This is a genomic window from Pseudomonas sp. Z8(2022) (assembly GCF_025837155.1).
In the GTDB taxonomy this organism is placed as follows: Bacteria; Pseudomonadota; Gammaproteobacteria; order Pseudomonadales; family Pseudomonadaceae; genus Aquipseudomonas.
This window is the reverse complement of sequence record NZ_CP107549.1, coordinates 95,080-118,355: the sequence shown is the minus strand read 5'-3', so window position 1 is coordinate 118,355 and position 23,276 is coordinate 95,080. Positions and strand designations below refer to the sequence as shown.

At 63.2% G+C, this 23,276-nt stretch carries 24 protein-coding genes and 1 pseudogene; 6 read left to right on the top strand and 19 right to left on the bottom strand.

The features are described from left to right. Nucleotides 1-5: 5 nt before the first annotated feature. The 17 genes from tagH to OEG79_RS00455 form a co-directional block, all read right to left on the bottom strand. Nucleotides 6-1,202 carry a type VI secretion system-associated FHA domain protein TagH gene (gene tagH / locus OEG79_RS00535; protein WP_264146963.1) on the bottom strand — a complete coding sequence of 399 codons (1,197 nt, stop codon included), beginning with the start codon at nucleotides 1,200-1,202 and terminating at the stop codon, nucleotides 6-8. A 20-nt stretch (nucleotides 1,203-1,222) separates the two neighbouring features. After that, nucleotides 1,223-1,357, bottom strand: a complete 135-nt coding sequence (locus OEG79_RS00530; protein WP_264146962.1) for a type VI secretion protein — start codon at nucleotides 1,355-1,357, stop codon at nucleotides 1,223-1,225. 47 nt (nucleotides 1,358-1,404) lie between these two features. Beyond that, nucleotides 1,405-2,934, bottom strand: coding sequence for a sigma 54-interacting transcriptional regulator (locus OEG79_RS00525; RefSeq protein WP_264146961.1), 1,530 nt, complete (start codon nucleotides 2,932-2,934; stop codon nucleotides 1,405-1,407). A 10-nt stretch (nucleotides 2,935-2,944) separates the two neighbouring features. Next, nucleotides 2,945-5,545, bottom strand: coding sequence for a type VI secretion system ATPase TssH (gene tssH / locus OEG79_RS00520; RefSeq protein ID WP_264146960.1), 2,601 nt, complete (start codon nucleotides 5,543-5,545; stop codon nucleotides 2,945-2,947). 11 nt (nucleotides 5,546-5,556) lie between these two features. Beyond that, the gene (gene tssG, locus OEG79_RS00515; RefSeq protein WP_264146959.1) at nucleotides 5,557-6,564 is read right to left on the bottom strand and encodes a type VI secretion system baseplate subunit TssG; all 1,008 of its coding nucleotides are present in this window, start codon (nucleotides 6,562-6,564) and stop codon (nucleotides 5,557-5,559) included. Continuing rightward, entirely contained in the window at nucleotides 6,528-8,318 is a 1,791-nt protein-coding gene (gene tssF, locus OEG79_RS00510; RefSeq protein WP_264146958.1) for a type VI secretion system baseplate subunit TssF, read from the bottom strand. Before tssF ends, tssG begins: the two co-directional genes overlap by 37 nt. Then, entirely contained in the window at nucleotides 8,318-8,827 is a 510-nt protein-coding gene (locus OEG79_RS00505) for a carboxypeptidase-like regulatory domain-containing protein (RefSeq protein WP_264146957.1), read from the bottom strand. Before OEG79_RS00505 ends, tssF begins: the two co-directional genes overlap by 1 nt. A gap of 4 nt (nucleotides 8,828-8,831) precedes the next feature. Continuing rightward, nucleotides 8,832-9,245 carry a hypothetical protein gene (locus OEG79_RS00500; protein ID WP_264146956.1) on the bottom strand — a complete coding sequence of 138 codons (414 nt, stop codon included), beginning with the start codon at nucleotides 9,243-9,245 and terminating at the stop codon, nucleotides 8,832-8,834. Further along, a complete protein-coding gene (locus tag OEG79_RS00495) occupies nucleotides 9,242-10,171 on the bottom strand; it encodes a DUF6402 family protein (RefSeq protein WP_264146955.1) in 930 nt (309 codons plus the stop codon). The genes OEG79_RS00500 and OEG79_RS00495 overlap by 4 nt, the downstream gene beginning before the upstream one ends. Nucleotides 10,172-10,189: 18 nt before the next feature. Then, a complete protein-coding gene (locus tag OEG79_RS00490; protein ID WP_264146954.1) occupies nucleotides 10,190-10,714 on the bottom strand; it encodes a PAAR domain-containing protein in 525 nt (174 codons plus the stop codon). After that, nucleotides 10,704-11,132 (bottom strand): type VI secretion system baseplate subunit TssE, encoded by a 429-nt coding sequence (tssE, locus tag OEG79_RS00485; protein ID WP_264146953.1) that lies wholly within the window; start codon nucleotides 11,130-11,132, stop codon nucleotides 10,704-10,706. Before tssE ends, OEG79_RS00490 begins: the two co-directional genes overlap by 11 nt. Before the next feature lie 6 nt (nucleotides 11,133-11,138). Then, the gene (gene tssC, locus OEG79_RS00480; RefSeq protein WP_264146952.1) at nucleotides 11,139-12,617 is read right to left on the bottom strand and encodes a type VI secretion system contractile sheath large subunit; all 1,479 of its coding nucleotides are present in this window, start codon (nucleotides 12,615-12,617) and stop codon (nucleotides 11,139-11,141) included. Between the two features lie 25 nt (nucleotides 12,618-12,642). Next, nucleotides 12,643-13,149 (bottom strand): type VI secretion system contractile sheath small subunit, encoded by a 507-nt coding sequence (tssB, locus tag OEG79_RS00475; RefSeq protein WP_264146951.1) that lies wholly within the window; start codon nucleotides 13,147-13,149, stop codon nucleotides 12,643-12,645. 54 nt (nucleotides 13,150-13,203) lie between these two features. Continuing rightward, nucleotides 13,204-14,766 carry a type VI secretion system protein TssA gene (gene tssA, locus OEG79_RS00470; protein ID WP_264146950.1) on the bottom strand — a complete coding sequence of 521 codons (1,563 nt, stop codon included), beginning with the start codon at nucleotides 14,764-14,766 and terminating at the stop codon, nucleotides 13,204-13,206. 434 nt (nucleotides 14,767-15,200) lie between these two features. Then, nucleotides 15,201-16,103: a D-hexose-6-phosphate mutarotase gene (locus OEG79_RS00465; protein ID WP_264146949.1), complete on the bottom strand. Its 903-nt coding sequence runs from the start codon at nucleotides 16,101-16,103 to the stop codon at nucleotides 15,201-15,203. Nucleotides 16,104-16,202: 99 nt separating this feature from the next. Continuing rightward, complete coding sequence (locus tag OEG79_RS00460) at nucleotides 16,203-17,579, bottom strand: TRAP transporter large permease (protein WP_264146948.1); 1,377 nt, start codon at nucleotides 17,577-17,579, stop codon at nucleotides 16,203-16,205. Beyond that, a complete protein-coding gene (locus tag OEG79_RS00455) occupies nucleotides 17,572-18,117 on the bottom strand; it encodes a TRAP transporter small permease subunit (RefSeq protein WP_220804443.1) in 546 nt (181 codons plus the stop codon). The genes OEG79_RS00460 and OEG79_RS00455 overlap by 8 nt, the downstream gene beginning before the upstream one ends. A gap of 243 nt (nucleotides 18,118-18,360) precedes the next feature. Between OEG79_RS00455 and OEG79_RS00450 the strand changes: the two genes are divergently transcribed. Next, nucleotides 18,361-19,461, top strand: coding sequence for a TRAP transporter substrate-binding protein (locus OEG79_RS00450; protein ID WP_264146947.1), 1,101 nt, complete (start codon nucleotides 18,361-18,363; stop codon nucleotides 19,459-19,461). A gap of 62 nt (nucleotides 19,462-19,523) precedes the next feature. Here the strand turns inward: OEG79_RS00450 and OEG79_RS00445 are convergent, their stop codons facing one another. Then, nucleotides 19,524-19,928, bottom strand: a complete 405-nt coding sequence (locus OEG79_RS00445) for an acyl-CoA thioesterase (protein ID WP_013713264.1) — start codon at nucleotides 19,926-19,928, stop codon at nucleotides 19,524-19,526. A gap of 361 nt (nucleotides 19,929-20,289) precedes the next feature. Here OEG79_RS00445 and OEG79_RS00440 point away from each other — a divergent pair, with 361 nt between their 5' ends. The 5 genes and pseudogenes from OEG79_RS00440 to OEG79_RS00420 form a co-directional block, all read left to right on the top strand. After that, nucleotides 20,290-20,487, top strand: a complete 198-nt coding sequence (locus OEG79_RS00440; RefSeq protein WP_264146946.1) for a hypothetical protein — start codon at nucleotides 20,290-20,292, stop codon at nucleotides 20,485-20,487. A 19-nt stretch (nucleotides 20,488-20,506) separates the two neighbouring features. Then, entirely contained in the window at nucleotides 20,507-20,671 is a 165-nt protein-coding gene (locus OEG79_RS00435; protein ID WP_024306218.1) for a DUF1328 domain-containing protein, read from the top strand. A gap of 10 nt (nucleotides 20,672-20,681) precedes the next feature. Continuing rightward, nucleotides 20,682-21,143, top strand: coding sequence for an inhibitor of vertebrate lysozyme family protein (locus OEG79_RS00430; RefSeq protein WP_264146945.1), 462 nt, complete (start codon nucleotides 20,682-20,684; stop codon nucleotides 21,141-21,143). A gap of 130 nt (nucleotides 21,144-21,273) precedes the next feature. Beyond that, entirely contained in the window at nucleotides 21,274-22,503 is a 1,230-nt protein-coding gene (locus OEG79_RS00425) for a nucleoside recognition domain-containing protein (protein ID WP_264146944.1), read from the top strand. 335 nt (nucleotides 22,504-22,838) lie between these two features. Beyond that, nucleotides 22,839-23,054, top strand: a pseudogene (locus OEG79_RS00420) (epimerase); the annotation flags it as partial. On the opposite strand, the gene OEG79_RS00415 reads toward OEG79_RS00420, so the two are convergent. Continuing rightward, entirely contained in the window at nucleotides 23,017-23,232 is a 216-nt protein-coding gene (locus OEG79_RS00415; protein ID WP_264146943.1) for a dodecin, read from the bottom strand. The pseudogene OEG79_RS00420 and the gene OEG79_RS00415 sit on opposite strands and share 38 nt — an antisense overlap. Nucleotides 23,233-23,276: the final 44 nt, after the last annotated feature.

Sequence of the window (23,276 nt, the reverse complement as noted above, 5' to 3'; positions counted from 1 at the left end):
GGTGTTCATCCTTGGAGGTCGGTATTGAGGGTGGCGATCAGGCGAACCTGCTCTTCGTAGGCACTGGCGAAATCACGCGCGAACAGGCGATCGCTCCAGTCGTCGTTCTCCTCCAGCGAGGCATGCAGGCGGCGATAGGCGCGCCAGCGGCCGCCATCGGTCGACAGCAACGGCTTGCGACCGCTGCGTTCGAAACGCATCGTCAACTGCTCCGGAGAGAACTGCTCGAACACGCTCTGAACTGCGGCGCGGCTGGCAGCGAGCAACGCCACCTGGTGGGCCTGCAGGTCGCGGAAGCTGCGGCTGATGGCCTGCTCGGCGGGCAGTTGCCCGGCTTTGCCGCCACGCAGCAGGGCGGTCAGCGTCTCGCTGGTGTCCATGCCGTGCTTGAGCGGGTTGTTGCCGGTGCTCTGTACCGTGGTCAGGGCCAGGCGCAGCTCGTTCTTCAGCTCGCTACGGGTACGCAGGGCCTGCTGCAGGCTGCCCACGCTCTGCCTGAGCAGCCTGGCCGCATTCAGCGCCAGGGCTTCACGGGCGTCGTCGTCGAGATCGTCGAGGCGCACGCCGAGGGCATCGGAGAACTTCTCCCAGAAAGTCGGCGGCAGGCGCTCGGGCTCCGGCGCGGCCTTGGGCTGCGGCGCGGGCGGCGGCACCACCAGCTCGGGCACCAGCAGGTTCTCCTCGTCGATCTGCGCGTAGTCGCGCTGCTGCGCCTGGGCGGTGCTGGGGCGCAGCACGGCGGTCAGATCGTCCACTTCGGCGTACACACGCTCCTGCTGATCCAGCGCGGTGAGCGGGTCGAGGTCGAGGAAGGCATCGTCGGGGATGATGCTGCCGGCTGCCTGTGGCAAGCCGATGTCACCCTCGAACATGGCCGGGTCGCGCACCAGTCGCGCACGGATCTCGAAGTCGCCCAGGCAGTACACGCTGCCGTGCTCGATGCGCTGCGGGCTGCCCTTGGCCAGGCTGGCACCGCTGTCCTTGAGCTGAATGCCGTTGCTGCTGGTGTCGGTCAGATAGAAGGCGCCATCGCGATAGCTCACCTCCGCATGCCGGCTCGACAGTACGCGCTTGCGATCAGGGATCACCCAGTCGCAATCCTCGGACCGGCCGATCACGCCGCCGGCCTGCTTGAAGGTCTTGGTGGTCAACAGACCTGGCACGAACTGCTGCGCGCTGACCACATCGAATACCAGTTCCATGGTGAACCTACTCCTTGCAGTCAGTGGCCGCGTTTTTCGGCTTGCGGGTCGCCCAGCGGGCGGTATTGGTCGTCGCTGAACTTGTAGTTGCCCGTGCAACCGGCCAGGGCGATGGCCAGCGCCAGCAGGGCGGCGGTCCGGTAGCGTTGCAGCATGGAAGGCGCTCCTTGGGTGAAAGTGGATGGAAGATGGGTAGGCATGCTCAAACCTCGCTCGGACTGATCTTCAGCCGTTGCATGCGGTACAGCAGGGTGCGCCGGGGCAGGCCCAGCTCGTTGGCGGCATTGGTCTGATTGCCGCGGTTCTTGCGCAGGCAGTCGAGCAGCAGGTTGCGTTCGAGGCGATCCATGCGCTCACGCAGGCTCAGCGGTGCGCTGCCCTCGCTCTGCGTCTGCTCCAGGTTGAAGTGCTCGGGCAGCAGTTCGCCGCCCTCGCAGAGCAGCACGGCGCGCTCGACCAGGCCCTTGAGCTCACGGACGTTGCCGGGGAAGGCGTAGCCGGCCAGATGCTCCAGCGCGGCGTCGCTCCAGCGGCAGGCGTCACGCTGCAGCAGGCCGCTGGCAGTGCTGGCGAAGTGGCGGGCGAGCAGCAGGATGTCCTCATCGCGCTCGCGCAGGGCCGGCAGTTCGATGGGGAAGTGCGACAGGCGATAGAACAGGTCCTCGCGGAAACGCCCTTCCTCGACACGCTTGCGCAGCTCCTGATGAGTCGCAGCGACGATGCGCACGTCGACCTTGTGCGTCTCGCTGCTGCCCAGCGGGCGCACTTCGCCTTCCTGCAGCACGCGCAGCAGCTTGGCCTGCAGCGTCAGCGGCATGTCGCCGATCTCGTCGAGGAACAGCGTGCCGCCATCGGCCGCATCGAACAGGCCGGGCTTGTCGCGGTCGGCTCCGGTGAAGGCGCCCTTGCGGTAGCCGAACAGTTCGCTCTCCAGCAGGTTCTCCGGCAGCGCCGCGCAGTTCTGCACGATGAATGCCTTGCTGCGCCGTGCGCCACAATCGTGAATGGCACGGGCTACCAGTTCCTTGCCGGTACCGGTCTCACCGGTCAGCAGCACGCTGACCGGGCTGTGCAGCACCTTGCCGATCAACTGGTAGACGCGGCGCATGGCCTGGCTCTGACCCAGCAGGCCGTAACCGCTGGCGCAGGGCGTACCGGGTGCGGATGCAACCGCTTCGGCCTCACCTTCGCCCTCGGCGGCCGGGGCGCGCAGGCGCTGCAGGAGTTGCAGCTGGGCCAGGGCAAAACCACCGAGCTGAGTGAAGGAAGCGCTGAAACCCTGCAGGGTACGACGCTCGTGGCTGGCCACCAGCAGCAGGCCGCGGGTATGACCGGCGCCGTCATGCAGTGGCAGGCACAGCAGGCTGCGCCAGGAGCCCTTGTCTTCCGGCAGGCAGGCAATGCTGTGCAGGCCACGGTCTAGCTCGTCGATGCACAACACCTGGTTCTGGCACAGGCAGTACTGCAGCAGCTGTTCGCCGTCGTAGTCGCTCGGCAGGCTGGCAGCCTCGCGCGGCTGCAGCAGGCCGTCGAGCCATTCGGCGGACAGGGTCAGGCGAGTATTGGTGTGGTCCAGCAGGTACAGCTGGCCCAGCGCGCAGTCGGCCAGTTCGGCAGCTGCACGCACCAGATCGGCAAGCAGGCGCTCGGCGCTGGCAGCGCCTGCCAGTTCGGCGTAACGGCCGAGCAGGGCTTCAGCGTAGCGCAGCGGTTGCGGGACTTCGGCGAACATCGGCAGCACCTCAGGCAAACTCGCAGGTCACTGCCGAATCGGCGTCCAGCGTGGCATGCACGCGCTGCAGGCTTTCGCCGGCGGCCATGGCATCGAGCAGGCGATCGACCACCAGCGGCTGCAGGTGCTGGTCGATCAGATGATCGATCAGCCGCGCACCGCTTTCACCATGGGTGCAGCGCTCGGCCAGATGCTCGACCAGACCGTCGCAGTGGCTGAAGGCGAGCTGGCGACGCCCCAGGCGCTCGCCGAAGCGGGCCAGCTTGAGGCCGACCAGCTGGCGCAGCAGATCGCCGTCCATGGGGTAGTAGGGCACCACGCGCATGCGCCCAAGCAGCGCCGGTTTGAAGTGCTGCGACAGCTGCGGACGGATGGCCAGCTCCAGATCCTCGGCGGCCGGTCGCTGGCCACCCGCGCAGAGGCTGGCGATGCGTTCGCTGGCCAGGTTGCTGGTCATCAGGATCAGGGTGTTGCGGAAGTTGATCTCGCGCCCTTCGCCGTCGTTGGCCACGCCCTTGTCGAAGATCTGGTAGAAGACGTTCATCACGTCCGGATCGGCCTTCTCCACTTCGTCAAGGAGAATCACCGAGTAGGGCTTCTGCCGCACCGCCTCGGTGAGCATGCCGCCCTCGCCGTAGCCGACATAGCCGGGCGGCGCACCGATCAGACGGGAGACGGTGTGCTTCTCCTGGAATTCGGACATGTTGATCACGGTGAGGAAGCGCTCGCCGCCATACAGCAGGTCGGCCAGAGCCAGGGCAGTCTCGGTCTTGCCAACACCGCTGGGGCCGACCAGAAGGAACACGCCGACCGGCGCATCGGGCCTGTTGAGGCCGGCGGCGGTGGCGCGCATGGCCTTGTCCAGCGCCTGGATCGCCTGCTCCTGACCGCGGACGCGCTGGCGCAGGTCGTCGGCGAAGGTAATGACCTTGGTGTTGTGCTCACGCGCCAGCTGGCTCAGCGGCACGCCCGTCCAGTGGCTGATCACCTCGGCCACCAGGCGCGGACAGACCTCGAAGCTGACCAGGCGCTCGCCGGCCTGAGCCGCAGCCAGCTCGGCCTGGATGGCACGCAATTCGGCTTCCAGTTCCTCCAGGGTCGGGCGTGGTTCGTCGCTGCTGTCTTCATCGCTGCCCAGACGCGCGGCGGCGCATTCCTTGCGCTGCTCCAGCAGGCGTTCGGCCAGTTCGCGCTGCACCGCCCAGCGGGTTTCCACCTGCTCCAGCTCGGCACGGGCAGCGACCAGGCGGCTTTCCAGCACATCCAGCGCTTCGTGGTCGATATTCAGACCGGCGTCCAGGTCGCGACGCATGGCTTCGCCCTGACGCTCGCCCTCGGCGATTTCGCCGCGCAGGCGCTCCAGCGCTTCGGGCGCGGCAGCCAGGCTGATGCGCACGCGGGCGCAGGCGGTGTCGAGCACGTCCACCGCCTTGTCCGGCAGCTGGCGCCCGGCCAGGTAGCGCGCCGACAGCTCGGCGGCGGCGACCACGGCGTCGTCACGCAGGTAGATGCCGTGGCTCTTCTCGTACACCGGTGCCAGACCACGCAGGATGGTCACCGCCTCATCGACGGTAGGCTCGTGCAGTTGCACCGGCTGGAAGCGGCGGGCCAGGGCCGGGTCCTTCTCGAAGTACTTCTTGTATTCGCTCCAGGTGGTGGCGGCAATGGTGCGCAGCTCACCACGGGCCAGAGCCGGCTTGAGCAGGTTGGCGGCGTCGCCGCTGCCGGCCTGGCCACCGGCACCGATCAGGGTGTGGGCTTCGTCGATGAACAGGATGATCGGCTTGGGCGAGGCCTTCACTTCGTCGATCACGCCCTGCAGGCGGCGCTCGAACTCGCCCTTGACGCTGGCACCGGCCTGCAGCAGGCCGAGATCCAGGCACAGCAGTTCGACGCCCTTGAGCACCTGCGGTACCTCGCCGGTGGCGATGCGCAGGGCCAGGCCCTCGACGATGGCGGTCTTGCCGACACCAGCCTCGCCAACCACGATGGGGTTGTTCTTGCGGCGGCGGGCGAGGATATCGATCATCTGGCGGATCGCGCCGTCGCGGCACAGCACCGGGTCGAGCTTGCCGTCACGGGCCTGCTGGGTGAAGTTGTGGGTAAAGCGCGCCAGGTTCGATTCACCACCGGCCGCCGGCTTGCCGCCCGCGCTCTGCGGCTGCTGGCTGAGAGCGAAGTCGCGCAGGCGCTCGGCGTTGAGCTTGCCCAGCAGCGCCTGATAGCGGCTACCGGCGTAGCGCATGGGGTTGCGCAGCAGGGCGAGGATCAGCGCAGCCTGATCGATCTGGCTGGCACCCAGTTCCAGGTTGGCCACCAGCAGCGCGTCCTGCAGCCACTGCACCAGCTCGGCGGAAAACACCGGGTTGCGCGATTCGCTGTGCTCGCCACGTGGCTGCAGTGCCTGGGCCAGTTCGCCGGCATCGATCTCGGCGTCCTGCAGGGCACGCGCCAGCAGGCCTTCCGTACGCTCCAGCAGACCCAGCAGCAGGTCTTCGACGAGGATCTTGTTGCCGCCGCGCACCACGCAGCGTTCGGCGGCCATTTCCAGGTCGCGCTTGCTCGCGGCATCCAGGGCTTGAACCAGTTGTTGCAGGTCGACGTTGATCATCTCATCTGTCCTTAATGAATCTTGCTGCCGAGCGTCACCAGGCCATCGGCGTTGTCGCGGCCGAGCCAGGTGGTCCAGCCGAGCAGGCAGGGGTTTTCTTCGCCGATGCGCAGGTCACGGATTTCGTCCTGACGCAGTTCCAGGCGGATGTCGTAGTCCAGCGGATCGCGCAGGGTGAAGCGCACCAGCGCACAGAGCGGCTGGTAGCCCGTGCCGATTGGCAGGAATTCATGGAAACGCGTCCAGCCCAGCTGGCGCACGTGGATGCGGAACTTGCCGCCGCGGTCGCGCACGCGCTCGCCGAGCACGGTGTCCTCGCCGAGGCGGCTGTTGACGCGGCCGAGGCGGTTGCGCTGCTCGTCCAGCACCGTCACCTGGCGCTCCAGGCACTGCTCGATGAAAAGCTCCGCGTGCTTGAAGTAGTAGCGCAGCACCGACTCGATCAGCGCCGCCGAGTGGGCGCGCAGACTGAGCAGGCCGAGGTAGGGCAGCAGGCGCTTCCAGTTCAGCTCCTGAGCCTGGCGGATCTGCTCGCTGCCCAGGCCGATCAGGGCGAACAGGTGCGCCGAGAAGGCATCCATCGCACCGCTCTGGAAGCAGGCGCGGTAGCGGTACTTCTTCCAGATCGGCAGCAGCAGGCGCTGCAGGCGGTTGTTGAACAGGTCGAGGAAGTCCCGCGTCGGGTTGCCATCCTCGCTGTCGCCCAGGGCCTGTTCGCTGTAGAACGCCGGCAGCGGCGAGCCACCGCCGAACAGGCCGATCAGGTTGACGCGCATGCGCGCACGCAGTTCGCCATGCTCCTCGAAGAACTGCACGCGATCGATATCGCTGCCAGGAAAACCCAGGCTCGGGTTGGCCTGGAACTCCAGGTACTCGTAGAGGCGCTCCTCATCCAGATGCGGATGAGCAGCCCCCAAGCGCTCCAGCACCAGCTGTACGGCCTGGAACAGGCTGTACTCGCGGATGCCTTTGCTCAATCGACTTAGAGCAGGGGCTGCTGCCCCATGCGTGGCGTCCATTTGTACAACTCTCCCTGTGTGCTCTGTACGTGCAGCTCGTGGTAGCTGTTGAGGCTGGCGTACAGGGCAAAGAATTCATTGAGTACCGAGGCGAAGACGAACAGGTCACCCTCGCCCAGATACCCTTCCGGGTTCATGGTCAGTTCGGTGCGTACACCGCGTACCGGCAGGCCGCGGTGCAGGCGGTCGACATGGCGGTGGCCGATGCTCTTGAGGCCGCCGAGCAGGCGTTTGCTGACGCGCTCGGCGTGCTGGTCGTAGTAGCGCGGCAGGTCGTAGGTTTCGAGGATCACCTTGAGCGCCTCGACGTTGGCCAGCGACAGGTAGTTCAGCGACATGTTGGAGATCAGCTTCCACAGGAAGTCGCGGTGCAGCGGCGGCGCGTAGCTGGGGGTGACTGCACTGATATTGCGGAAGCTGAGGAAGTCCGGGGTGTCCTCGCTGGGCAGGCAGATGTCGCCCAGACGCAGCTGACGCGGCAGGTTCTGGTTGGTGCAGGTCAGTTCGATGGACAGCGTCTCGTGCTGGTCGAGGTTGCGCAGACCGAAGCTGAGCCAGGTCTCCAGGCCGTCGCCTAGCATCGAGGGCTGCTGACGCACGCTGTAGTGCGGGCGCGCCACCGGCACATCGAAGCTGGGGTCGTGCTCGAACGACTCGAACGGCACATATTCCTCGTAGCCCATGCCGCCCGGCTTCCAGCCGGTGACGCGATCGACCGAAAACACCCCGCAATGCCGCGCGTCATACTCGGCGGGCAGCAGCAGGTACTGGTCCTGCTTGCCGTCGAGGCGAATCGGGATGGCATCGTGCTGGTACAGGTTGACCACCGGCGTGCAGTACAGGCGCACGTTTTCCAGGGTCGGACGAATGCGCTGCGCGCCAGCCTTGTGGATATCGAAGCGCAGCTCCATCCCGCGCGCCTGCTTGAGCAGGTCTTCGGGCAGGCTGTGAATGGCATCGAGCCCCAGCAGATCGACGAAGAGGAATTTCTCCTGGAAGGCGAAATATTCCTGCAGGTAGCGATAGCCGCGGAAGGTATTTAGCGGATAGGGGATCAGTGCCTCGTCCTCGGCGAACCCCACCGGCTGCACCTGCTCGGGTTTGAGCTGCAGGGTGCCGAGAGTCTGGCCGAAGGCATCCTGCATGGGTTTGCCGGCCGCATCGAGCAGCACCAGCTGGATGCCGCCGAGGTTGCGCAGCAGCGCCAGGTAGAGCATCTGGCCGATATAGCGCTCGCCGGCCAGGTGCAGACGCAGCTTGTTCACGCCGATCTCGCCGAGATGGCCGTCGGCGCTCATGGCCAGGCGCAGGCTGAGCAACGCGCCATCACCTTTTACCGAGTAGTCGAGACCGGTCAGCGCCAGCGGCAGCACCTCGGTGGGGTAGCAGGTGCGAAAGCGGCAGGTGACGCCCTCGATGGCCTTGGCCTCCACCGGCGTGCCGCGCTTGACCGGCAGTGCAGGGCCGGGGCGGGTCAGCGGGTCGAACTGGAGCATGCTGAAGGCCGGCAGCGGGCGCATGTAGTTCGGCCACAGCAGGTGCATCAGCGAATGGGTCAGCTCCGGCAGCTCGTCATCGAGCTTCTGCCGCAGACGCCCGGTGAGGAAGGCGAAACCTTCCAGCAGGCGCTCGACATCCGGATCGCGCCCGGCCTGACCGAGGAACGGCGCCAGCGCCGGGCTGCGCTCGGCGAAGCGCTTGCCCAGTTGGCGCAGGGCGGTGAGTTCGCTTTGGTAGTAGTGGTTGAAAGACATTAGCTGGCCTTCTCCATGGCCGATTCGATGCAATGCCAGAGGTCATCTGACGTCTCTTCCTCAAGGGCGGCGAGATGCTCCGACTGCAGGGTCAGATGCGGCAGCACCAGCGGTTCTGACGAACACCCATGCATGCTGATCCAGCCGCAACGGCGCGTGCGATAACCGGGGGCACTGACCGAAAGCCTGGTCGAACAGCGTGGCGCATCGGCTAGCAGGGCAATCAGGCGATAGTCGCGTTGCTCAGCAAAGGCGAAACGGCCTTCGGCGTCGCTGACCGTTTCACCGCCCCAGAACTCGTCGCTGCCGATATCCAGCTCAATTTTGGCGCCCACCACGGGCTGCCCCGTTTCGGCAGACAGCACGCGGCCCTCGATGGCAGGGTTTCGGGTCACCGAGTGTGGATAGGGGACGCAGGCACCCAGAGCCGATAGCGCTGCCAGGAGTAGAGGAGCCCTCATTTTTGGCTGAGTAGAAAAACCGAGCTGGTTTTGCGGATTAACGGCCACGGCGTCAATTCTCGATAATTCGGTAAGGGGTATTGCTGATGAACCGGTTCAGCCAGCTGTCTTGCCATTCCGGCACGCCGATCTCAAAGGTCTGCTGCTGCTTGTCGAAGTCGAACCAAACGATGCCTACGGTTCTGTCATCTTCGTGCGAACGCATGTCCGTGTAGTGCTTGTCGTAGAGAGGCGTACGGTAGGCGGAGCCCGGTGCATGGGTGTCGATGACGCGGATGTAGGCAAGGTCGTTCCAAGATCCGAGCCAAGGCGCCAGCAACACGCTCTGCAAAACGAATCTTCCTGAGGGGCTCGGATACGAGTACTGCGCTTTCTGAGTGGTGGCGATGTGAACCGCTCCCCAAAAGAGCAGGAGCAGAAGGGATACCGGCAACAGCAAGGCCACAGAGAGCTTTCGGATACTCATTTCATAAGCTCGAAGGCAATTGGAGTAATGGTTTCGTAGCCGATATTGGAATAGACGACGAAGTCGCCACCTTTCCTATGCCTTGAGCGGTACGCCACAAAATCGCTGTTGGTGATCAAGAAATAGCGCTTGCTTTCCAAATCCTTGAAACGCTGTTCAACGTCATCGCCGGTGAACGGCGCTGTGACAACCGCCTTCACTTGTTCGTAGCCGATATTGGCGTTGTTGCTGAGACCGTCTGCCACGCCCTGTGCAATACCATCGAAGTTCCAGTAGCCAAGTGGCTGGCTGAGCGGACCCTCGTCGTTAAAGTCATATGCATCTTCGGCATAGAAACCAATGCGCTCAGCGATGAAAGTGACCTTGTCCGGGAACGCGTTGACGGTACCCTCGACTGTGACTCGCAGATTGAAGTTGGCGAGTGCGCCACGCAGATCATTAAGCTCATCAAAGGTGTCGAAAGTGACCGAACGGCTGTTGGCGTAACCGAAAGCCTCGGCTTTGCTGCCTTGGCCATTGAACGTCAATGGGAAGCATCCGCTAGAGTGCTGACCGAACTTCCTGAGGATGTTTCTACGGATGAGTCTGGTCGCCTGGGGGTTGTTCCAAGCAGTTCTTAGTTCGTTGCGAGCCCTCACCACCCGCGAAAACCCTATCAACCATTCGTACGTGACTATGGTCTCCTCCATGTATTGAGCAGGGGGCATCTGCGCATGGCTCTTCACCTCGGCTGTCATACCGCCGCTGGGCGTTCCCCAGGGCATTCCTTGGAACCAGTGCCGCATAAGCTTCGCGGAAATCGGCCAGCCCATTTTGTCCATGGCTGCTGGAATATCCGTGATCTTGAACAGCCGAACCTGCGCGGTCGTTCCTTGTAGGTTTTGCGAACTTGGTGTGAGCGTGGATTTCAGGACAATATCGGACATGAGCAGTTCTCCACGCAGTCAGGCAATCACTACTTCGGACTGTTCGGCGATAACGAGCTCAACGGCTTCTCCACTCGAAGAGCGGAGTTTGTCGGTGCTCCCGTCCACACCGGTGGTCCCATGGATCTCTTTGCCAGATGCGCTGCGGAGCACATACGAAACCCCACTCAGTGGAGCCCCAGAGTCTTGGTCGAGCAGGACGAAAAACTCATCGAACACACCCTTGATATCCACAGGAGCAGGAGAGACAAACGAAGCACCACCCCCACTAGCTCCAATAATCACCGTCCCCGATCCGCCAATCACTACATTGCCGTGGCTCCCCACCGAGCCCACCACCGCCGCTGGCTTGCCGTTGATCAGCACGGTAGGAATCACCGCGCCAGCCATGGCACCGCCACAGGCGGAGGCATCGCCCATGCGCGCAGCCGGCAGGCTGTCGAACAGCACGTCGGGCGAACCGGCGGCGATCGGGTTGGTGCCGTGACCGGGAACCGGGCAGGAGGTGGGATCGCTCAGGCGGGCGGCGGGTTTACCGGACATGTGAGGCTCCTGGGTTGACGTTGACCTGACCGCTGCCATCCAGGCTCGCGGAGAAACTGACCTGGCGCCTGATGCCGTCCATTTCCAGCATCGCGTCGATGGCGAAGGCCTGACGCAACGGGTCATGGGTACGCGGCAGGGAGATCACGCGCACCTGGGTCAGTCGGGGTTCGTACGCTTCGATAAAGCGTTCGATGGCGATACGCGCCTGCTGCAGCGAGTCGTGCAGCGACAGGCGCATATCGTTCAAATCGGGCAACCCGTAGTCGGGCAGCGTTTGCACGCTGCCCGCACGGGTGCTGAGCATCTTGGCCAGATGGGCAGCCACCGAGGCCATGGTGGCAACCTCGCGGCTCCAGCCGGCACGTTGGCCGGCCTCGCCACCGAGGCGCTCGAACAGGCTGCCGTATCCGTTCATCGATGCTTATTCCTTGTCCAGCTTGCCGACCAGCGACAGGGTGAAATCGGCACCCATGTACTTGAAGTGCGGACGCACGTTCAGGCTGACGCGGTACCAGCCCGGCTCGCCTTCAACATCGCTGACGATGACCTGGGCGGCACGCAGCGGACGACGGCTACGCACTTCGGAGCTCGGGTTCTCCTGATCGGCGACGTACTGGCGAATCCACTTGTTGAGTTCCAGCTCGAGGTCGGTGCGCTCCTTCCAGGCACCGATCTGCTCGCGCTGCAGCACTTTCAGGTAGTGGGCCAGGCGGTTGACGATGAACATGTACGGCAGCTGGGTGCCCAGCTTGTAGTTCAGCTCGGCGGTCTTGCCTTCCTCGCTGATGCCGAAGAACTTCGGTTTCTGCGCCGAGTTGGCGGAGAAGAACGCGGCGTTGTCGCTACCCTTGCGCATGGTCAGGGCGATGAAGCCTTCCTCGGCCAGCTCGTATTCGCGGCGGTCGGAAACCAGCACTTCGGTCGGGATCTTGGTTTCGATCTCGCCCATGCTCTCGAAATGGTGCAGCGGCAGGTCTTCCACCGCGCCGCCGCTTTGCGGGCCGATGATGTTCGGGCACCAGCGGAACTTGGCGAAGCTGTCGGTCAGGCGGCTGGCGAAGGCATAGGCGGTGTTGCCCCACAGGTAGTGCTCGTGGCTGTTGGCCACGTTTTCCTTGTAGACGAAGCTCTTCACCGGGTTGTCTTCCGGGTCGTACGGGTTGCGCAGGAGGAAGCGCGGTACGGTCAGGCCGACATAGCGGGCATCTTCCTGCTCGCGGAAGCTCTGCCATTTGGTGAATTGCGGGCCTTCGAAGTGATCCTTCAGGTCCTTCAGATCCGGCAGGCCGGTGAAGGTCTCCAGGCCAAAGAATTTCGGACCGGCCGAAGCGATGAACGGGGCGTGCGACATGCAGGCCACCGAGGCGACGTACTGCAGGGTCTTGACGTCCGGGGCGCTCGGATCGAAGTAGTAGTTGGCGATCAGGGCACCGACCGGCTGGCCACCGAACTGGCCGTACTCGGCGGTGTAGATGTGCTTGTACAGGCCGGACTGAACGATTTCCGGGCTGTCTTCGAAGTCATCGAGCAGATCCTGCTTGGAGGCGTTGAGGATCTCCAGCTTGATGTTCTCGCGGAAGTTGGTGCGATCCACCAGCAGCTTGAGGCCGCGCCAGGAGGACTCCAGAGCCTGGAAGTCCGGGTGGTGGAGGATTTCGTCCATCTGCCGGCTGAGCTTGGCGTCGATCTCCGCGATCATGCGGTCGACCATGGCCTTCTTCACCGGCTCGTTTTCGTTCTGCGGCTTGAGCAGCTCTTCGATGAAGGCCGAAACACCGCGCTTGGCGATGTCGTAAGCCTCGTCGTCCGGGGTCAGCTTGGTTTCCGCGATGATGCGGTCGAGGATGCCGAGTTCGGCGGCGCTGTGGCTGCTTTCTACGGCTGCGCTAGTCGTGCTCATGAGAGTGCGTCCTTGTCAGTGAGAATCAGGAATCGAGCTTGTCTTTGGCGGCCAGGCCCAGTTCGCCGAGCACGCGGTCACGCGAGTCGTCGTCGGAGAGCACGCTCTCGATGGCCTTGCGGAAAGCCGGGGCGTTGCCCAGCGGGCCTTTCAGGGCGACCAGTGCGTCGCGCAGCTCCATCAGCTTCTTCAGCTCCGGCACCTGCTCAACCAGGTTGGCCGGGTTGAAGTCCTTCATGGAGTTGATCTTCAGTTGCACGGCCAGCTCGTCGTCGGTCTGTTCTTCCTGCAGACGGTTCGGCACGGCGAAGGTCAGGTTCAGCTCCTGCTTGGCCAGCACTTCATCGAAGCTGTTCTTGTCGATGCTGATGGGCTTGCGGTCTTCGATCTTGCGATCGTCGGCACGCTGGGTGAAATCGCCGAGCACCATGAGCTTCAGGGGCAGTTCGATTTCTTCCTGGGCTCCGCCGGTGGCGGGTTTGAAGGTGACGTTGATGCGTTCCTTGGGGGCTACCGAGCCTTCTTTGGCCATGGGTGTTCTCCTTTGCGTTGATGGCCCGGAGGCCTTGATTGGCGTGTTGGCGCCTTACTCCAGCACCACCTCCAGGTCGAGGTGGCACAACCTGCGGTAGATCTCGTCCTTGCTGTCGCGCACCGCATGGTTCTGCGGCAGGAGCTCGCAGCAGTTGTGCAACAGGCGCAGCACATCCAGGGCGAGATCGGGTTCCCACTCGCCGAGGCCGGAGGTCTGCAGCGTCTGGTCGAGCGATTCGAGTTGGGTCTTGGCCAGGTCGTACTTCTTCGCGGCGAAGCACAGACGGGCCAGGGTCAGTTGCCAGAAGAAGCGCTCGCGTCCACCACGGGCGCGCGACATGCCCTGCTTGAGCTGCTGCACGGCAGCCTTCAGGCCGTCCTTGCGCAGGCCCGGCAGCACCTGCTGCAGGGCTTCTTCCCAGGGCGGCGTGGCACCCTGCTCGCTGGCGGCAGGTTTCTTCTCCACTTCCGGCGCCTGCAGGTGCGGCAGTACATGCGCGCCGATCCAGGCGCGCGTCTCGGCATCGGCGAAGGGCACGCCATCGTGGAAACGCAGCTCGTCGAGGCCCGGCACGCGCTGCAGGAACAACGCGAGCTGGATCTCCACCTCGCGCATGGCCTGATCGGCCTTGAGCTCCTGCAGGCATTCCCAGACCAGGCGTTGGCCGTCGAGCCAGAAAGGCGCGCGGACGATGCTGGCTTCCAGGTCGACGAGCAGATCGGCATAGGCACCCTGGGCGAAACGCTCCTTGTAGGAGGCCAGCTTGTCGGCCGGCAGGCCGCGCAGGGCAGTGATGTGTTCGGCGTTGCGCTCGGGCAGCGACTCGATGGGCAGCCACAACAGGGTGCGCGCCAGGCGCAGCGGCTTGAGGTCGGTGGCCTTGTTCTTCAGCCACCAGGCGCACAGTGGACGGGCCGAGTCCTGCTGGTTACGCAGTGCCTTGTGCGCGTCCTTCTCGTTATCGATGGGACCGGCGCCCGTGATGATCTGAGTAGCGACCTGCTTGACCTGCGCGATGGCGGCGCCCACGGCACCGGGTTCGGCCTGCCCCTGGCTGGCGCGCTTGATTTGCTCGTCGAGACGCCGGCACAGCGGCAGCAGCAGCGGCGAGTCTTCGCCAAGATGACTCGACAGGCTGGCCTCGAGGCCGTGCAGATGCTCGGCCAGACGACGAAACAGCGGCAGCTGCTCGCTGATCGGCACATGCTCGGCCAGCGCCTGCTCCAGGCGCGGTAGCAGCCAGTTTAGGGCAGCAGCACGAGTCCGCGGCTTGCGCGGGTGCAGTTCGTGCCAGTGATGTTCGCAGAGGTAATGCAGCAGGTTCAGACCAGCCTGGAGGCCGGCGAAGGATTCGCGCTGGAACAGCCCCCATGTCAGCCAGGTAGCGGCGCGCAAATCCTTGGATTGAGTGGTCAGCAGGTTCTCGCTGCCTTCCCTGATCTTCTGCCAGTCGATGGCACCGGTTTCATGCAGGGAAGAGGCCTTGCCCAGTTCGAGCTCCAGCATCTCGAATTCGCTGGAATACCGCACATCTTCACCGGCGAAGTTCCCCTCATTAATAGGAGACTTGGCCAAATTGAGATAATGCGCGGTCAGCTTGCTGGAGTACGTCATTCCATGACTCGCCTATTTAAAGTGGGCAACTTCATTGCACTAGACCGAGCCATCCAACCCGGTCAAACACATCAAAATGCGCAACTTTTTGCACAGTAGTTTGTGCAACAAATTGCGCAAGATCCTTACAGGACGGGCATCCTAGCCCCATGAACGATGTTGGGCAACCGCCGGAAGTGTGAAATGCCTAACATTCAAAGAGATCTTTCAAAGAATTAACGGAACATCCGTACCAGTAATGTTGTCGCCACTCGGAACAAGTTGTGATCGAGTTTTTACCAATCAGACAAGTTCGCTGATAGTTGTAAGAAATAACTTACTGGCAAATTAGTGGCGCGTCACATTTAATGGCTTCATGCCATTATTTTTTGTGACAACGAACGCGGTCGGCGCCCTGACTTTTATGTCAGGGCACAAGAAGACGGGGGGCGGGGTCAGGGATGCAGTCTGTCGCTGGAAAGGCGCAGATCGAGTCGGTGCCGTTCGTCGGGCTGAAGCTGCACGACATCCTCCAGAACATTGGCCGTTTCGATGCAGAGCATGTCCTGCCAGGCCTCATCCGGAAACTGTGAAAGGCGCCTGGCCTTGTCGATCCACGGATTCCACAGCACGGCCGAACGTGAGCCACGGGTATCCAGATGGATGCGCCGGCCCCAGCCCGGATCGACGATGCTCAGACGCGCAGGTGTATCGAAGTAGATGCGATCCGTCTCGGCATCGAACACCGGTGCCTCCTGCTGACGCATCTCCTGCCAGTCCAGCAGGGTATCGATGTAGCGGCAGCCCTGCAGTCCTTCGACGCTGACCTGGCGCACATCGCTGACGGCGAAGTAGCTGTGCAGTGCCTGGCTCAGGGTCAGTGGCGTGTCACCACGATTGTGGGTTTCCAGCCCCATGCTCAAATCGTCTGCCAGACGTACGACGAAGCTCAGGCCGACATCCCGAGGCCAGCCCTCCAATGGCCGATTGCGGGTGTCGTAGGCGAAACGCAGGGTGACGGCGTCGTCCTCCTCGTCGATGCTCAGCAACTCCCAGTCCAGCGCGCGCACAAGGCCATGGGCCGGCGCCTGCTCCAGCTGATAGTGCGCCTGGACTGCCTGCGGATTGCGCTGCAGATCGCCGAACCAGGGCCAGCACACCGGCACACCACCGCGCACGCTTTGCCCGGTTCGATAAGCCGCGTCCGGGCTCAGCCAGATCAGCGGTGGCTGCTCGGCCTGTCGGTAACCAAGTATCTGCGCGCCCTGCTGCGTCACCAGCAGTTCGCTGCCAGCAGCACGAATTCGCCAGCAGATCAGTTGATCCAGTTCCACGCGTTCGACTTGGGCAGCGCTCATTACGACCTCTCCTTGAGATGGATGATGCATAGTGTGACAACGCAATAAGCAAAACGCCCGTCACGAGGACGGGCGTTTTCCAAACCGCACCAGTGACGCTTATTTGCCGTAAATCTGCTCCGGCAGCCAGGTGATGATGCCCGGGAACAGGTAGGCGATCACCAGCATCAGCAACTGGATACCGATGAAGGGCATCACACCGCGATACATGGTGCCGGTAGTCACCGAACGTGGCGTGACGCCACGCAGGTAGAACAGCGAGAAGCCCAGCGGCGGTGTGAGGAACGACGTCTGCAGGTTCAGCGCGATCATCACACCCAGCCAGATCGGGTCGAGCCCCATGGCCAGCAGTACCGGCCCGACAATCGGCACCACCACGAAAATGATTTCGATGAAGTCGAGGATGAAGCCGAGCAGGAAGATCACCAGCATCACCAGGAAGAAAGCACCCAGCACGCCGCCCGGCAGCGAGTGGAACACCTCTTCGATCAGATGCTCGCCACCGAAGCCGCGGAAGATCAGCGAGAACAACGAGGCACCGATTAGGATCAGGAACACCATGCAGCTGATCTCGGTGGTGCCATGAGCCACATTACGTAGCTGAGGGATGTTCAGCTGGCCCTTGAATAGCGCCAGCAGCGTCGCACCAACGGCACCGATAGCAGCCGCTTCGGTGGGGGTGGCAAAACCGGCAAGGATCGACCCCAGCACGATGACGATCAGCGCCAGCGGCGGCACCAGGGCGCCAAGCAGCTTGCCCCACTGCACTTCACCCAGCTCCTCCTGGGGAATCGCCGGCATCTTCTCCGGCTTGATGAAGATCATCGCGACCAGATAGAGCACGTACAGACCGACCAGCACCAGGCCCGGAATCAGCGCGCCCATGAACAGGTCGCCGACCGACACGGTCTTGGGCGAGAAGATGCCCATCTTCAGTTGCGCCTGCTGGTAGGCGCTGGACATCACGTCCCCCAGCAGCACCAGCACGATCGACGGTGGAATGATCTGGCCCAGAGTACCGGTGGCAGCCAGAGTACCGGTGGCTACGCCCGGGTCGTAGCCGCGCTTGAGCAGGGTCGGCAGGGCCAGCAGGCCCATGGTCACCACGGTGGCGCCGACGATACCAGTCGATGCGGCCAGCAGAGCGCCCACTACGCAGACCGAGATGATCAGGCCGCCACGCATGCGGCCGAACAGGCGCGACATGGACTCAAGCAGATCTTCGGCGACCCTGGACTTCTCCAGCATCACCCCCATGAACACGAACAGCGGCACAGCCAGCATGGTCTGGTTGTTCATGATCCCGAACAGACGGTTGGGCAGTGCGCTCAGGTATCCCGGATCGAAGGTCCCGGTGAGCACACCAAGGCCGGCGAACAACAGGGAAACACCCGCCAGCGTAAACGCCACCGGGAAGCCAGCCATCAGCACCACACAGATGCTGATGAACAACAGAATCGCCATCACCTCAGCCATGCTTCACCTCCGGCGCCGGAATGCGGCCAGCGATGATGTACGCAGCCTTGATCAGATTGGACAGGCCCTGCAGGCTCATGGCCGCAGCCAGCACCAGGATGATGCTCTTCTGCAGGTAGACGAAATGCAGCCCGCCGGTTTCGTTGGAAATCTCCTTGGTCGCCCAGGAGTTGGCCACGTAGTCCCAACTGGCCCAGCCGAGATACAGGCAGACCGGCAGCAGCAGGAACAGTGTGCCGAAGAGCTCCACCACCGCCTGCCGACGACCGTTGAATTTCTGGAAGAAGATGTCTACGCGCACGTGACCGTTACGCTGCAGAACCCAGGCAGAAGCGCCCATGAAGACCAGCGCGTGAGCGTAGAGAACGGCCTCCTGCAGGGCAGTGGCGCCAATACCGAAGCCATAACGCAGCACCACCACAACAGCGGTACCTAAGACCAGGAACAGGGTGAGCCAGGCGATTACTCTGCCGATCCAGCCGTTAAGGCTGTCGATGAGGCATGCAAGCTTGAGGGGTACTGAAGGCTTGTCGGACATAGGGAGTCCTTATCGTTATGGTTTATGGACATGACGACGAGCCTGTTGGCATGTCGTCGCGCCGAGCGCATCCTTGTGGGGTGCGGGCGGCGATTTTATGCGGGCTGCGCGCGGATCAGCAATGCCACTACAACTTTAGTCGCACTTCCGTGGCTTGAGGGTGTCGCCGCCTTATGTTACTCAGGTCGGGTTTGACGCCGGCGATCCCGTGGTCAGACCAATACAACAAAAAAGGAGCATCGAATGAAACGTCGCGACATACTCGCCGCAGCGGGCGTAGGCCTTGCCGCAACCGCCCTGGCTGGTTGCAAAGAAGATTCGAAAAGCGCCGCCGCGCCTCAAGAGGGCTCGAGCTCGCAAACCTTCACCTGGAAGATGGTTACGTCCTGGCCGAAGAATTTCCCCGGCGTAGGCGTAGGCGCAGAGCGCTTCGCCAAGCTCGTGGAGGAAATGAGTAACGGTCGCCTGAAAGTCCGCATTTACGCTGCAGGCGAGCTGGTGCCGGCGCTGGAAGTATTCGATGCAGTTTCCCGCGGCACAGCCGAACTGGGCCACGGCGCACCGTATTACTGGAAGGGCAAGGTACCGGCAGCGCAGTTTTTCTGCGCCCTGCCGTTCGGCCCCAACGCACTGGAAATGAACGCCTGGCTGCACTACGGCGGCGGCATGCAGCTGTGGGAAGAGGTGTACAAACCGTTCGGCGTACTGCCGATGGCCTGCGGCAACACCGGTGTACAGACCGCCGGCTGGTTCAACAAGGAAATCACTTCGGTCGACGACTTCAAGGGTCTGAAGATGCGCACCCCGGGCCTGGGCGGCGAAGTGCTGACCAAGATGGGCGGAACCGTGGTCAACATGCCGGCCGGCGAGATCTTCACCGCGCTGCAGACCGGCGCCATCGACGCCACCGAATGGATCGGCCCGTACAACGACCTGGCCCTGGGTCTGCACAAGGCATCCAAGTACTACTACACCCCGGGCTGGCAGGAGCCGAGCGTACAGTTCGAGCTGGACGTCAACCTCAAGGCCTGGGAAACCCTGCCGGCCGACCTGCAAGCCATCGTTCGCAGCGCCGCTCGCGCGATCAATGGCGACATGCTCGACGACTACAACGCCAAGAACATGGAGGCCATGGAGCAGCTCAAGTCCGAAGGCGTCGATGTCCGTCGCCTGCCTGACGAAGTACTGGCTCGCCTGAAGGAAGTCGCCACCGAAGTGGTCGAAGCCTCGGCCAACGCCGACCCGGTCGCGAAGAAGGTCTGGGAGCAGCAGAAGGCCTACCTGCAACGTCTGTACGACTATGCGGAAAGCAACGAGAAAGACATCTACAACATCCGAGGCTGACCTCTCGGAGCAAAACAAAACGCCGGCTTATAGCCGGCGTTTTCATTACTTCGTTGCGAGTATCAGCCGCGGCGCGGCGGTACCGGGCGGGTGCGGCCACTGCCGTCGATGGCGACGAAGACGAACACCGCCTCGGTGACCTTGCGCCATTCGTTGGACAGCGGATCGTCGCTCCATACCTCGACCATCATCTGGATCGAGCTGCGGCCGATCTCCAGCGCCTGGGTATAGAAGGACAGCTGCGCGCCCACGGCCACCGGCACCAGAAACGCCATGCGATCGATGGCCACGGTCGCCACACGCCCACCTGCCACCTTGCTCGCCATGGCGGTACCGGCGAGATCCATCTGCGACACCAGCCAGCCACCGTAGATATCACCAAAACCATTGGTCTCGCGCGGCAATGCGGTGATCTGCAGGGCAAGGTCACCCTGGGGAATCGGGTCTTCCTGTTCGTAGTCGTTCATCAGCTCGGACTCGCGGCGCGGTTGTTGTTCTGGGCGCGGAACCCGCATGGCACGCGGGCGCAGCGAGTATACCGACTGCGCAGTCGGCGAGCGACCACTCTGGCTATCGGCAAGGCCCACACAACCCATGGCCCGTCGGGCAAAACGCACGATCAGAAAAGCTCATTCGGGCAGGATGCCCGCAATCAGACAGCCACGCACCGACATAAGCCAATGATTTTCAAAGATTTTACTTAAACGAAAAGTCTGGCACGAGCACTGCAATGTCCTTGGTGGGCGATCGGTAATGCACCGGTCGCGATGCAAAAAAGGAAGAGACGGAATGCTTGCCATCCGCCTCAAACGCAACAGGAGAACCGCCATGTGGATAGTTGCTCTGGTACTTGCCAGCTTGCTGCTTCTGCTCAGCCTGATGCTCGCCAGCGTCCTGCTGATTGGCCAGACCCTGTGCGCGAGCCGAAACACCGCCGAGCTGGAGCTGCCCACGGGCGCCGCTCCCCAGCCAACGGTATCAAGCAACGCGCAAGACCCCTGGCCTACCTGGGCCATTACCCACTGATCCATCAAGGAGAAACACCATGCTTAGTTGGGCAGTCACATTCCTGATCATCGCCATCATCGCCGCTGTACTGGGCTTCGGTGGTATTGCCGGCACCGCTGCAGGTATCGCCAAGATCCTGTTCGTTGTGTTCCTGGTGCTGTTCATCATCTCGTTCGTGATGGGCCGCCGCCCACGGATGTAGGGAGACGTAAATGCATTCGATCCACGCCATCGCTGCCGCCCTGCTATTGGGCGGCGCCCTGGCGGCTCAGGCCGCCGATCACGACGCCAGCTTCCATCCGGGCGAGCTGCTCAGCAGCAATACCGAGTACCGTGAAGCCTGGCAGGATCTGGTCAAGGATGAAGAGCGCCTGCCGGACTGGCTGATCAATCTCAGCGGCCTTTCCACCCCCATGCAGGCGCTGGAAGCCGATAACGATCGCTACCTGGTCGGCCAGGTGTGCGAAGCCCAGAGATGTTTCAGCCAGCGCGCCTACCTCGCCTTCGAGTGGGAGGACGACGACGCCTATGCGCTTTACGTGCAGGTACCGGAAGGCCTGCCGGAGGATCGCGCCCCCAGTGAACACGCGACCCTGCGCTGGCTGGGCGACCCGGACGAGGAAGTCCGCAAGATGCTGATGGAGCAGCTGCGCAGCGATCCGAACTGGTACTAGGAAGATGCCGGCTGTTCCACGCAGGGACGCGCTGCCACAGCGAGATCGCTGAGGAGCGGCAATTTTCCCGAGGCCCACGGAACGGGTCGACGCGTTATCATCCCCCGCCAGAACGACGAGGGGGTGCAGCATGCTCAATGGCCTGTGGCTGAGCTTTTTTCTGGTGGCAGCGGTCGCGGGCTTCTCCCGCTGGCTGATCGGCGATGACCCGACGGTATTCGGTGCCATGGTCGAGAGCCTGTTCGCCATGGCCAAGCTGTCAGTGGAAGTGATGGTGTTGCTGTTCGGCACCATGACCCTGTGGCTCGGCCTCCTGCGCATCGCCGAGCAGGCCGGCCTGGTGGATAGCCTGGCCCGCGTGCTGGGCCCGCTATTCGCCCGCCTGATGCCGGAAGTGCCGCGCGGCCATCCTGCGCTGGGACTGATCACCATGAACTTCGCCGCCAACGGCCTGGGCCTGGACAACGCCGCCACGCCTATCGGCCTCAAAGCCATGCGCAGCCTGCAGGAACTTAACCCGGACAAGCTCGCCGCAAGCAATGCACAGATTCTCTTTCTGGTGCTCAATGCCTCGTCACTGACCCTGCTGCCGGTATCGATCTTCATGTACCGCGTGCAACAGGGCGCCGTAGATCCGACCCTGGTGTTCCTGCCAATCCTGCTGGCAACCAGCGCCTCGACCCTGGTGGGCTTGCTGTCGGTGGCACTGATGCAACGTCTGCGCCTGTGGGACCCGGTGGTGCTGGCCTATCTGATTCCCGGCGCACTGCTACTCGGCGGCTTCATGGCCCTGCTGGCCGGGCTCAGCGCCACGGCACTGGCAGCCCTGTCCTCGCTGCTCGGCAACCTCACCCTGTTCGGCGTGATCCTCGCCTTCCTGCTGGTTGGCACGCTGCGCAAGGTCAAGGTCTACGAACAGTTCATCGAGGGCGCACGCGAGGGCTTCGATATCGCCAAGAGCCTGCTGCCCTACCTGGTGGCGATGCTCTGCGCCATAGGCGTGCTACGCGCTTCCGGTGCGCTGGAGTTCGGCCTCGACGGCATCCGCTGGATAGTGGAAACCTTCGGCTGGGACACGCGCTTCGTCGACGCGCTGCCCACGGCCCTGGTCAAGCCGTTCTCCGGCAGTGCCGCACGCGCGATGCTGATCGAAACCATGCAGACCCATGGCGTGGACAGCTTTCCCGCGCTGGCGGCGGCGATCGTCCAGGGCAGTACGGAAACCACCTTCTACGTGCTGGCGGTGTACTTCGGTGCGGTCGGTATCCAGCGTGCGCGCCACGCAGTAGGTTGCGCCCTGCTGGCGGAACTGGCTGGCGTCATCGCCGCAATCAGCGTTACCTACTGGTTCTTCGGTTGAGGCAGCAAAGCGGGGCCGCTCAGTCCCCCCCAGCCCAGCCTGTCGCCAGCCCAGGCCAGCACGGGGTCATCGTGCCGGTTCACGCAATGCCCGCAGCCTGCGCGCGATGAACGCCTCGAAGTCCCGCCTGCTCGAAATACACGCAGGTAAAGATGGTGAACATCGATCTGTTGCCGACCGTGGCATAGCATAGGTGGCCCAACGGTTCGCCACCCTGGGTCAACAGCTTGAGGCTGGCGCGGCTGGGTTTGCAGCGGCACTTCCTCCTGCACCAGGCCGCTGTCGAGCAGGCCGAACGACGCGCCAAAGGTCTCGGCGTGGCTGGTCATCAGAGCATCGCCGGCGCGCTACGCCTGCTCAAGCCGCTGGGGCTGAGTCAGTACGGCCCGGAGCAACTGGACTTTCTGCGCTATCGGCCGGTGCCGAGCAATCAGCGCCTGAAAGACGAGTTCGGCTACCAGCCGCGCTATTCCAGCCGTGAAGCCTTCTTCGCCTTCCTCGACGCCCACGGCATCAGCTATCGCTCAGGCGAAAGCCGATCTTCAGCGTGACCTGATAGTGGCCGACCTTGCCATTCTCGATATGGCCGCGCGTATCGATCACTTCGAACCAGTCCATGTTGCGTACGCTCTTGGCGCACTCGGCCAGCGCGTTTTCGATGGCATCTTCGATGCTGGTACGAGACGAGCCGACGATCTCGATCTTCTTGTAGGTGTGGTGGTCGGTCATGGCGGAGCTCCTGTGACTTGTAGGTTCTCCTTCAGACTAGCCTG

Excerpts from the sequence above, each read along its gene's own strand:
- OEG79_RS00430 (WP_264146945.1), top strand. The coding sequence starts at position 20,682 with ATGCATTCGATCCACGCCATCGCTGCCGCCCTGCTATTGGGCGGCGCC.
- OEG79_RS00450 (WP_264146947.1), top strand. The coding sequence starts at position 18,361 with ATGAAACGTCGCGACATACTCGCCGCAGCGGGCGTAGGCCTTGCCGCA.
- OEG79_RS00435 (WP_024306218.1), top strand. The coding sequence starts at position 20,507 with ATGCTTAGTTGGGCAGTCACATTCCTGATCATCGCCATCATCGCCGCT.
- OEG79_RS00425 (WP_264146944.1), top strand. The coding sequence starts at position 21,274 with ATGCTCAATGGCCTGTGGCTGAGCTTTTTTCTGGTGGCAGCGGTCGCG.
- tssH (WP_264146960.1), bottom strand. The coding sequence starts at position 5,545 with ATGATCAACGTCGACCTGCAACAACTGGTTCAAGCCCTGGATGCCGCG.
- tssA (WP_264146950.1), bottom strand. The coding sequence starts at position 14,766 with ATGACGTACTCCAGCAAGCTGACCGCGCATTATCTCAATTTGGCCAAG.
- OEG79_RS00530 (WP_264146962.1), bottom strand. The coding sequence starts at position 1,357 with ATGCTGCAACGCTACCGGACCGCCGCCCTGCTGGCGCTGGCCATCGCC.
- tagH (WP_264146963.1), bottom strand. The coding sequence starts at position 1,202 with ATGGAACTGGTATTCGATGTGGTCAGCGCGCAGCAGTTCGTGCCAGGT.
- OEG79_RS00465 (WP_264146949.1), bottom strand. The coding sequence starts at position 16,103 with ATGAGCGCTGCCCAAGTCGAACGCGTGGAACTGGATCAACTGATCTGC.
- OEG79_RS00445 (WP_013713264.1), bottom strand. The coding sequence starts at position 19,928 with ATGAACGACTACGAACAGGAAGACCCGATTCCCCAGGGTGACCTTGCC.
- tssC (WP_264146952.1), bottom strand. The coding sequence starts at position 12,617 with ATGAGCACGACTAGCGCAGCCGTAGAAAGCAGCCACAGCGCCGCCGAA.
- OEG79_RS00490 (WP_264146954.1), bottom strand. The coding sequence starts at position 10,714 with ATGTCCGGTAAACCCGCCGCCCGCCTGAGCGATCCCACCTCCTGCCCG.
- OEG79_RS00415 (WP_264146943.1), bottom strand. The coding sequence starts at position 23,232 with ATGACCGACCACCACACCTACAAGAAGATCGAGATCGTCGGCTCGTCT.
- OEG79_RS00500 (WP_264146956.1), bottom strand. The coding sequence starts at position 9,245 with ATGAGTATCCGAAAGCTCTCTGTGGCCTTGCTGTTGCCGGTATCCCTT.
- OEG79_RS00455 (WP_220804443.1), bottom strand. The coding sequence starts at position 18,117 with ATGTCCGACAAGCCTTCAGTACCCCTCAAGCTTGCATGCCTCATCGAC.
- OEG79_RS00440 (WP_264146946.1), top strand. The coding sequence starts at position 20,290 with ATGTGGATAGTTGCTCTGGTACTTGCCAGCTTGCTGCTTCTGCTCAGC.
- tssF (WP_264146958.1), bottom strand. The coding sequence starts at position 8,318 with ATGTCTTTCAACCACTACTACCAAAGCGAACTCACCGCCCTGCGCCAA.
- OEG79_RS00460 (WP_264146948.1), bottom strand. The coding sequence starts at position 17,579 with ATGGCTGAGGTGATGGCGATTCTGTTGTTCATCAGCATCTGTGTGGTG.
- tssE (WP_264146953.1), bottom strand. The coding sequence starts at position 11,132 with ATGAACGGATACGGCAGCCTGTTCGAGCGCCTCGGTGGCGAGGCCGGC.
- OEG79_RS00525 (WP_264146961.1), bottom strand. The coding sequence starts at position 2,934 with ATGTTCGCCGAAGTCCCGCAACCGCTGCGCTACGCTGAAGCCCTGCTC.
- OEG79_RS00495 (WP_264146955.1), bottom strand. The coding sequence starts at position 10,171 with ATGTCCGATATTGTCCTGAAATCCACGCTCACACCAAGTTCGCAAAAC.
- tssB (WP_264146951.1), bottom strand. The coding sequence starts at position 13,149 with ATGGCCAAAGAAGGCTCGGTAGCCCCCAAGGAACGCATCAACGTCACC.
- tssG (WP_264146959.1), bottom strand. The coding sequence starts at position 6,564 with ATGGACGCCACGCATGGGGCAGCAGCCCCTGCTCTAAGTCGATTGAGC.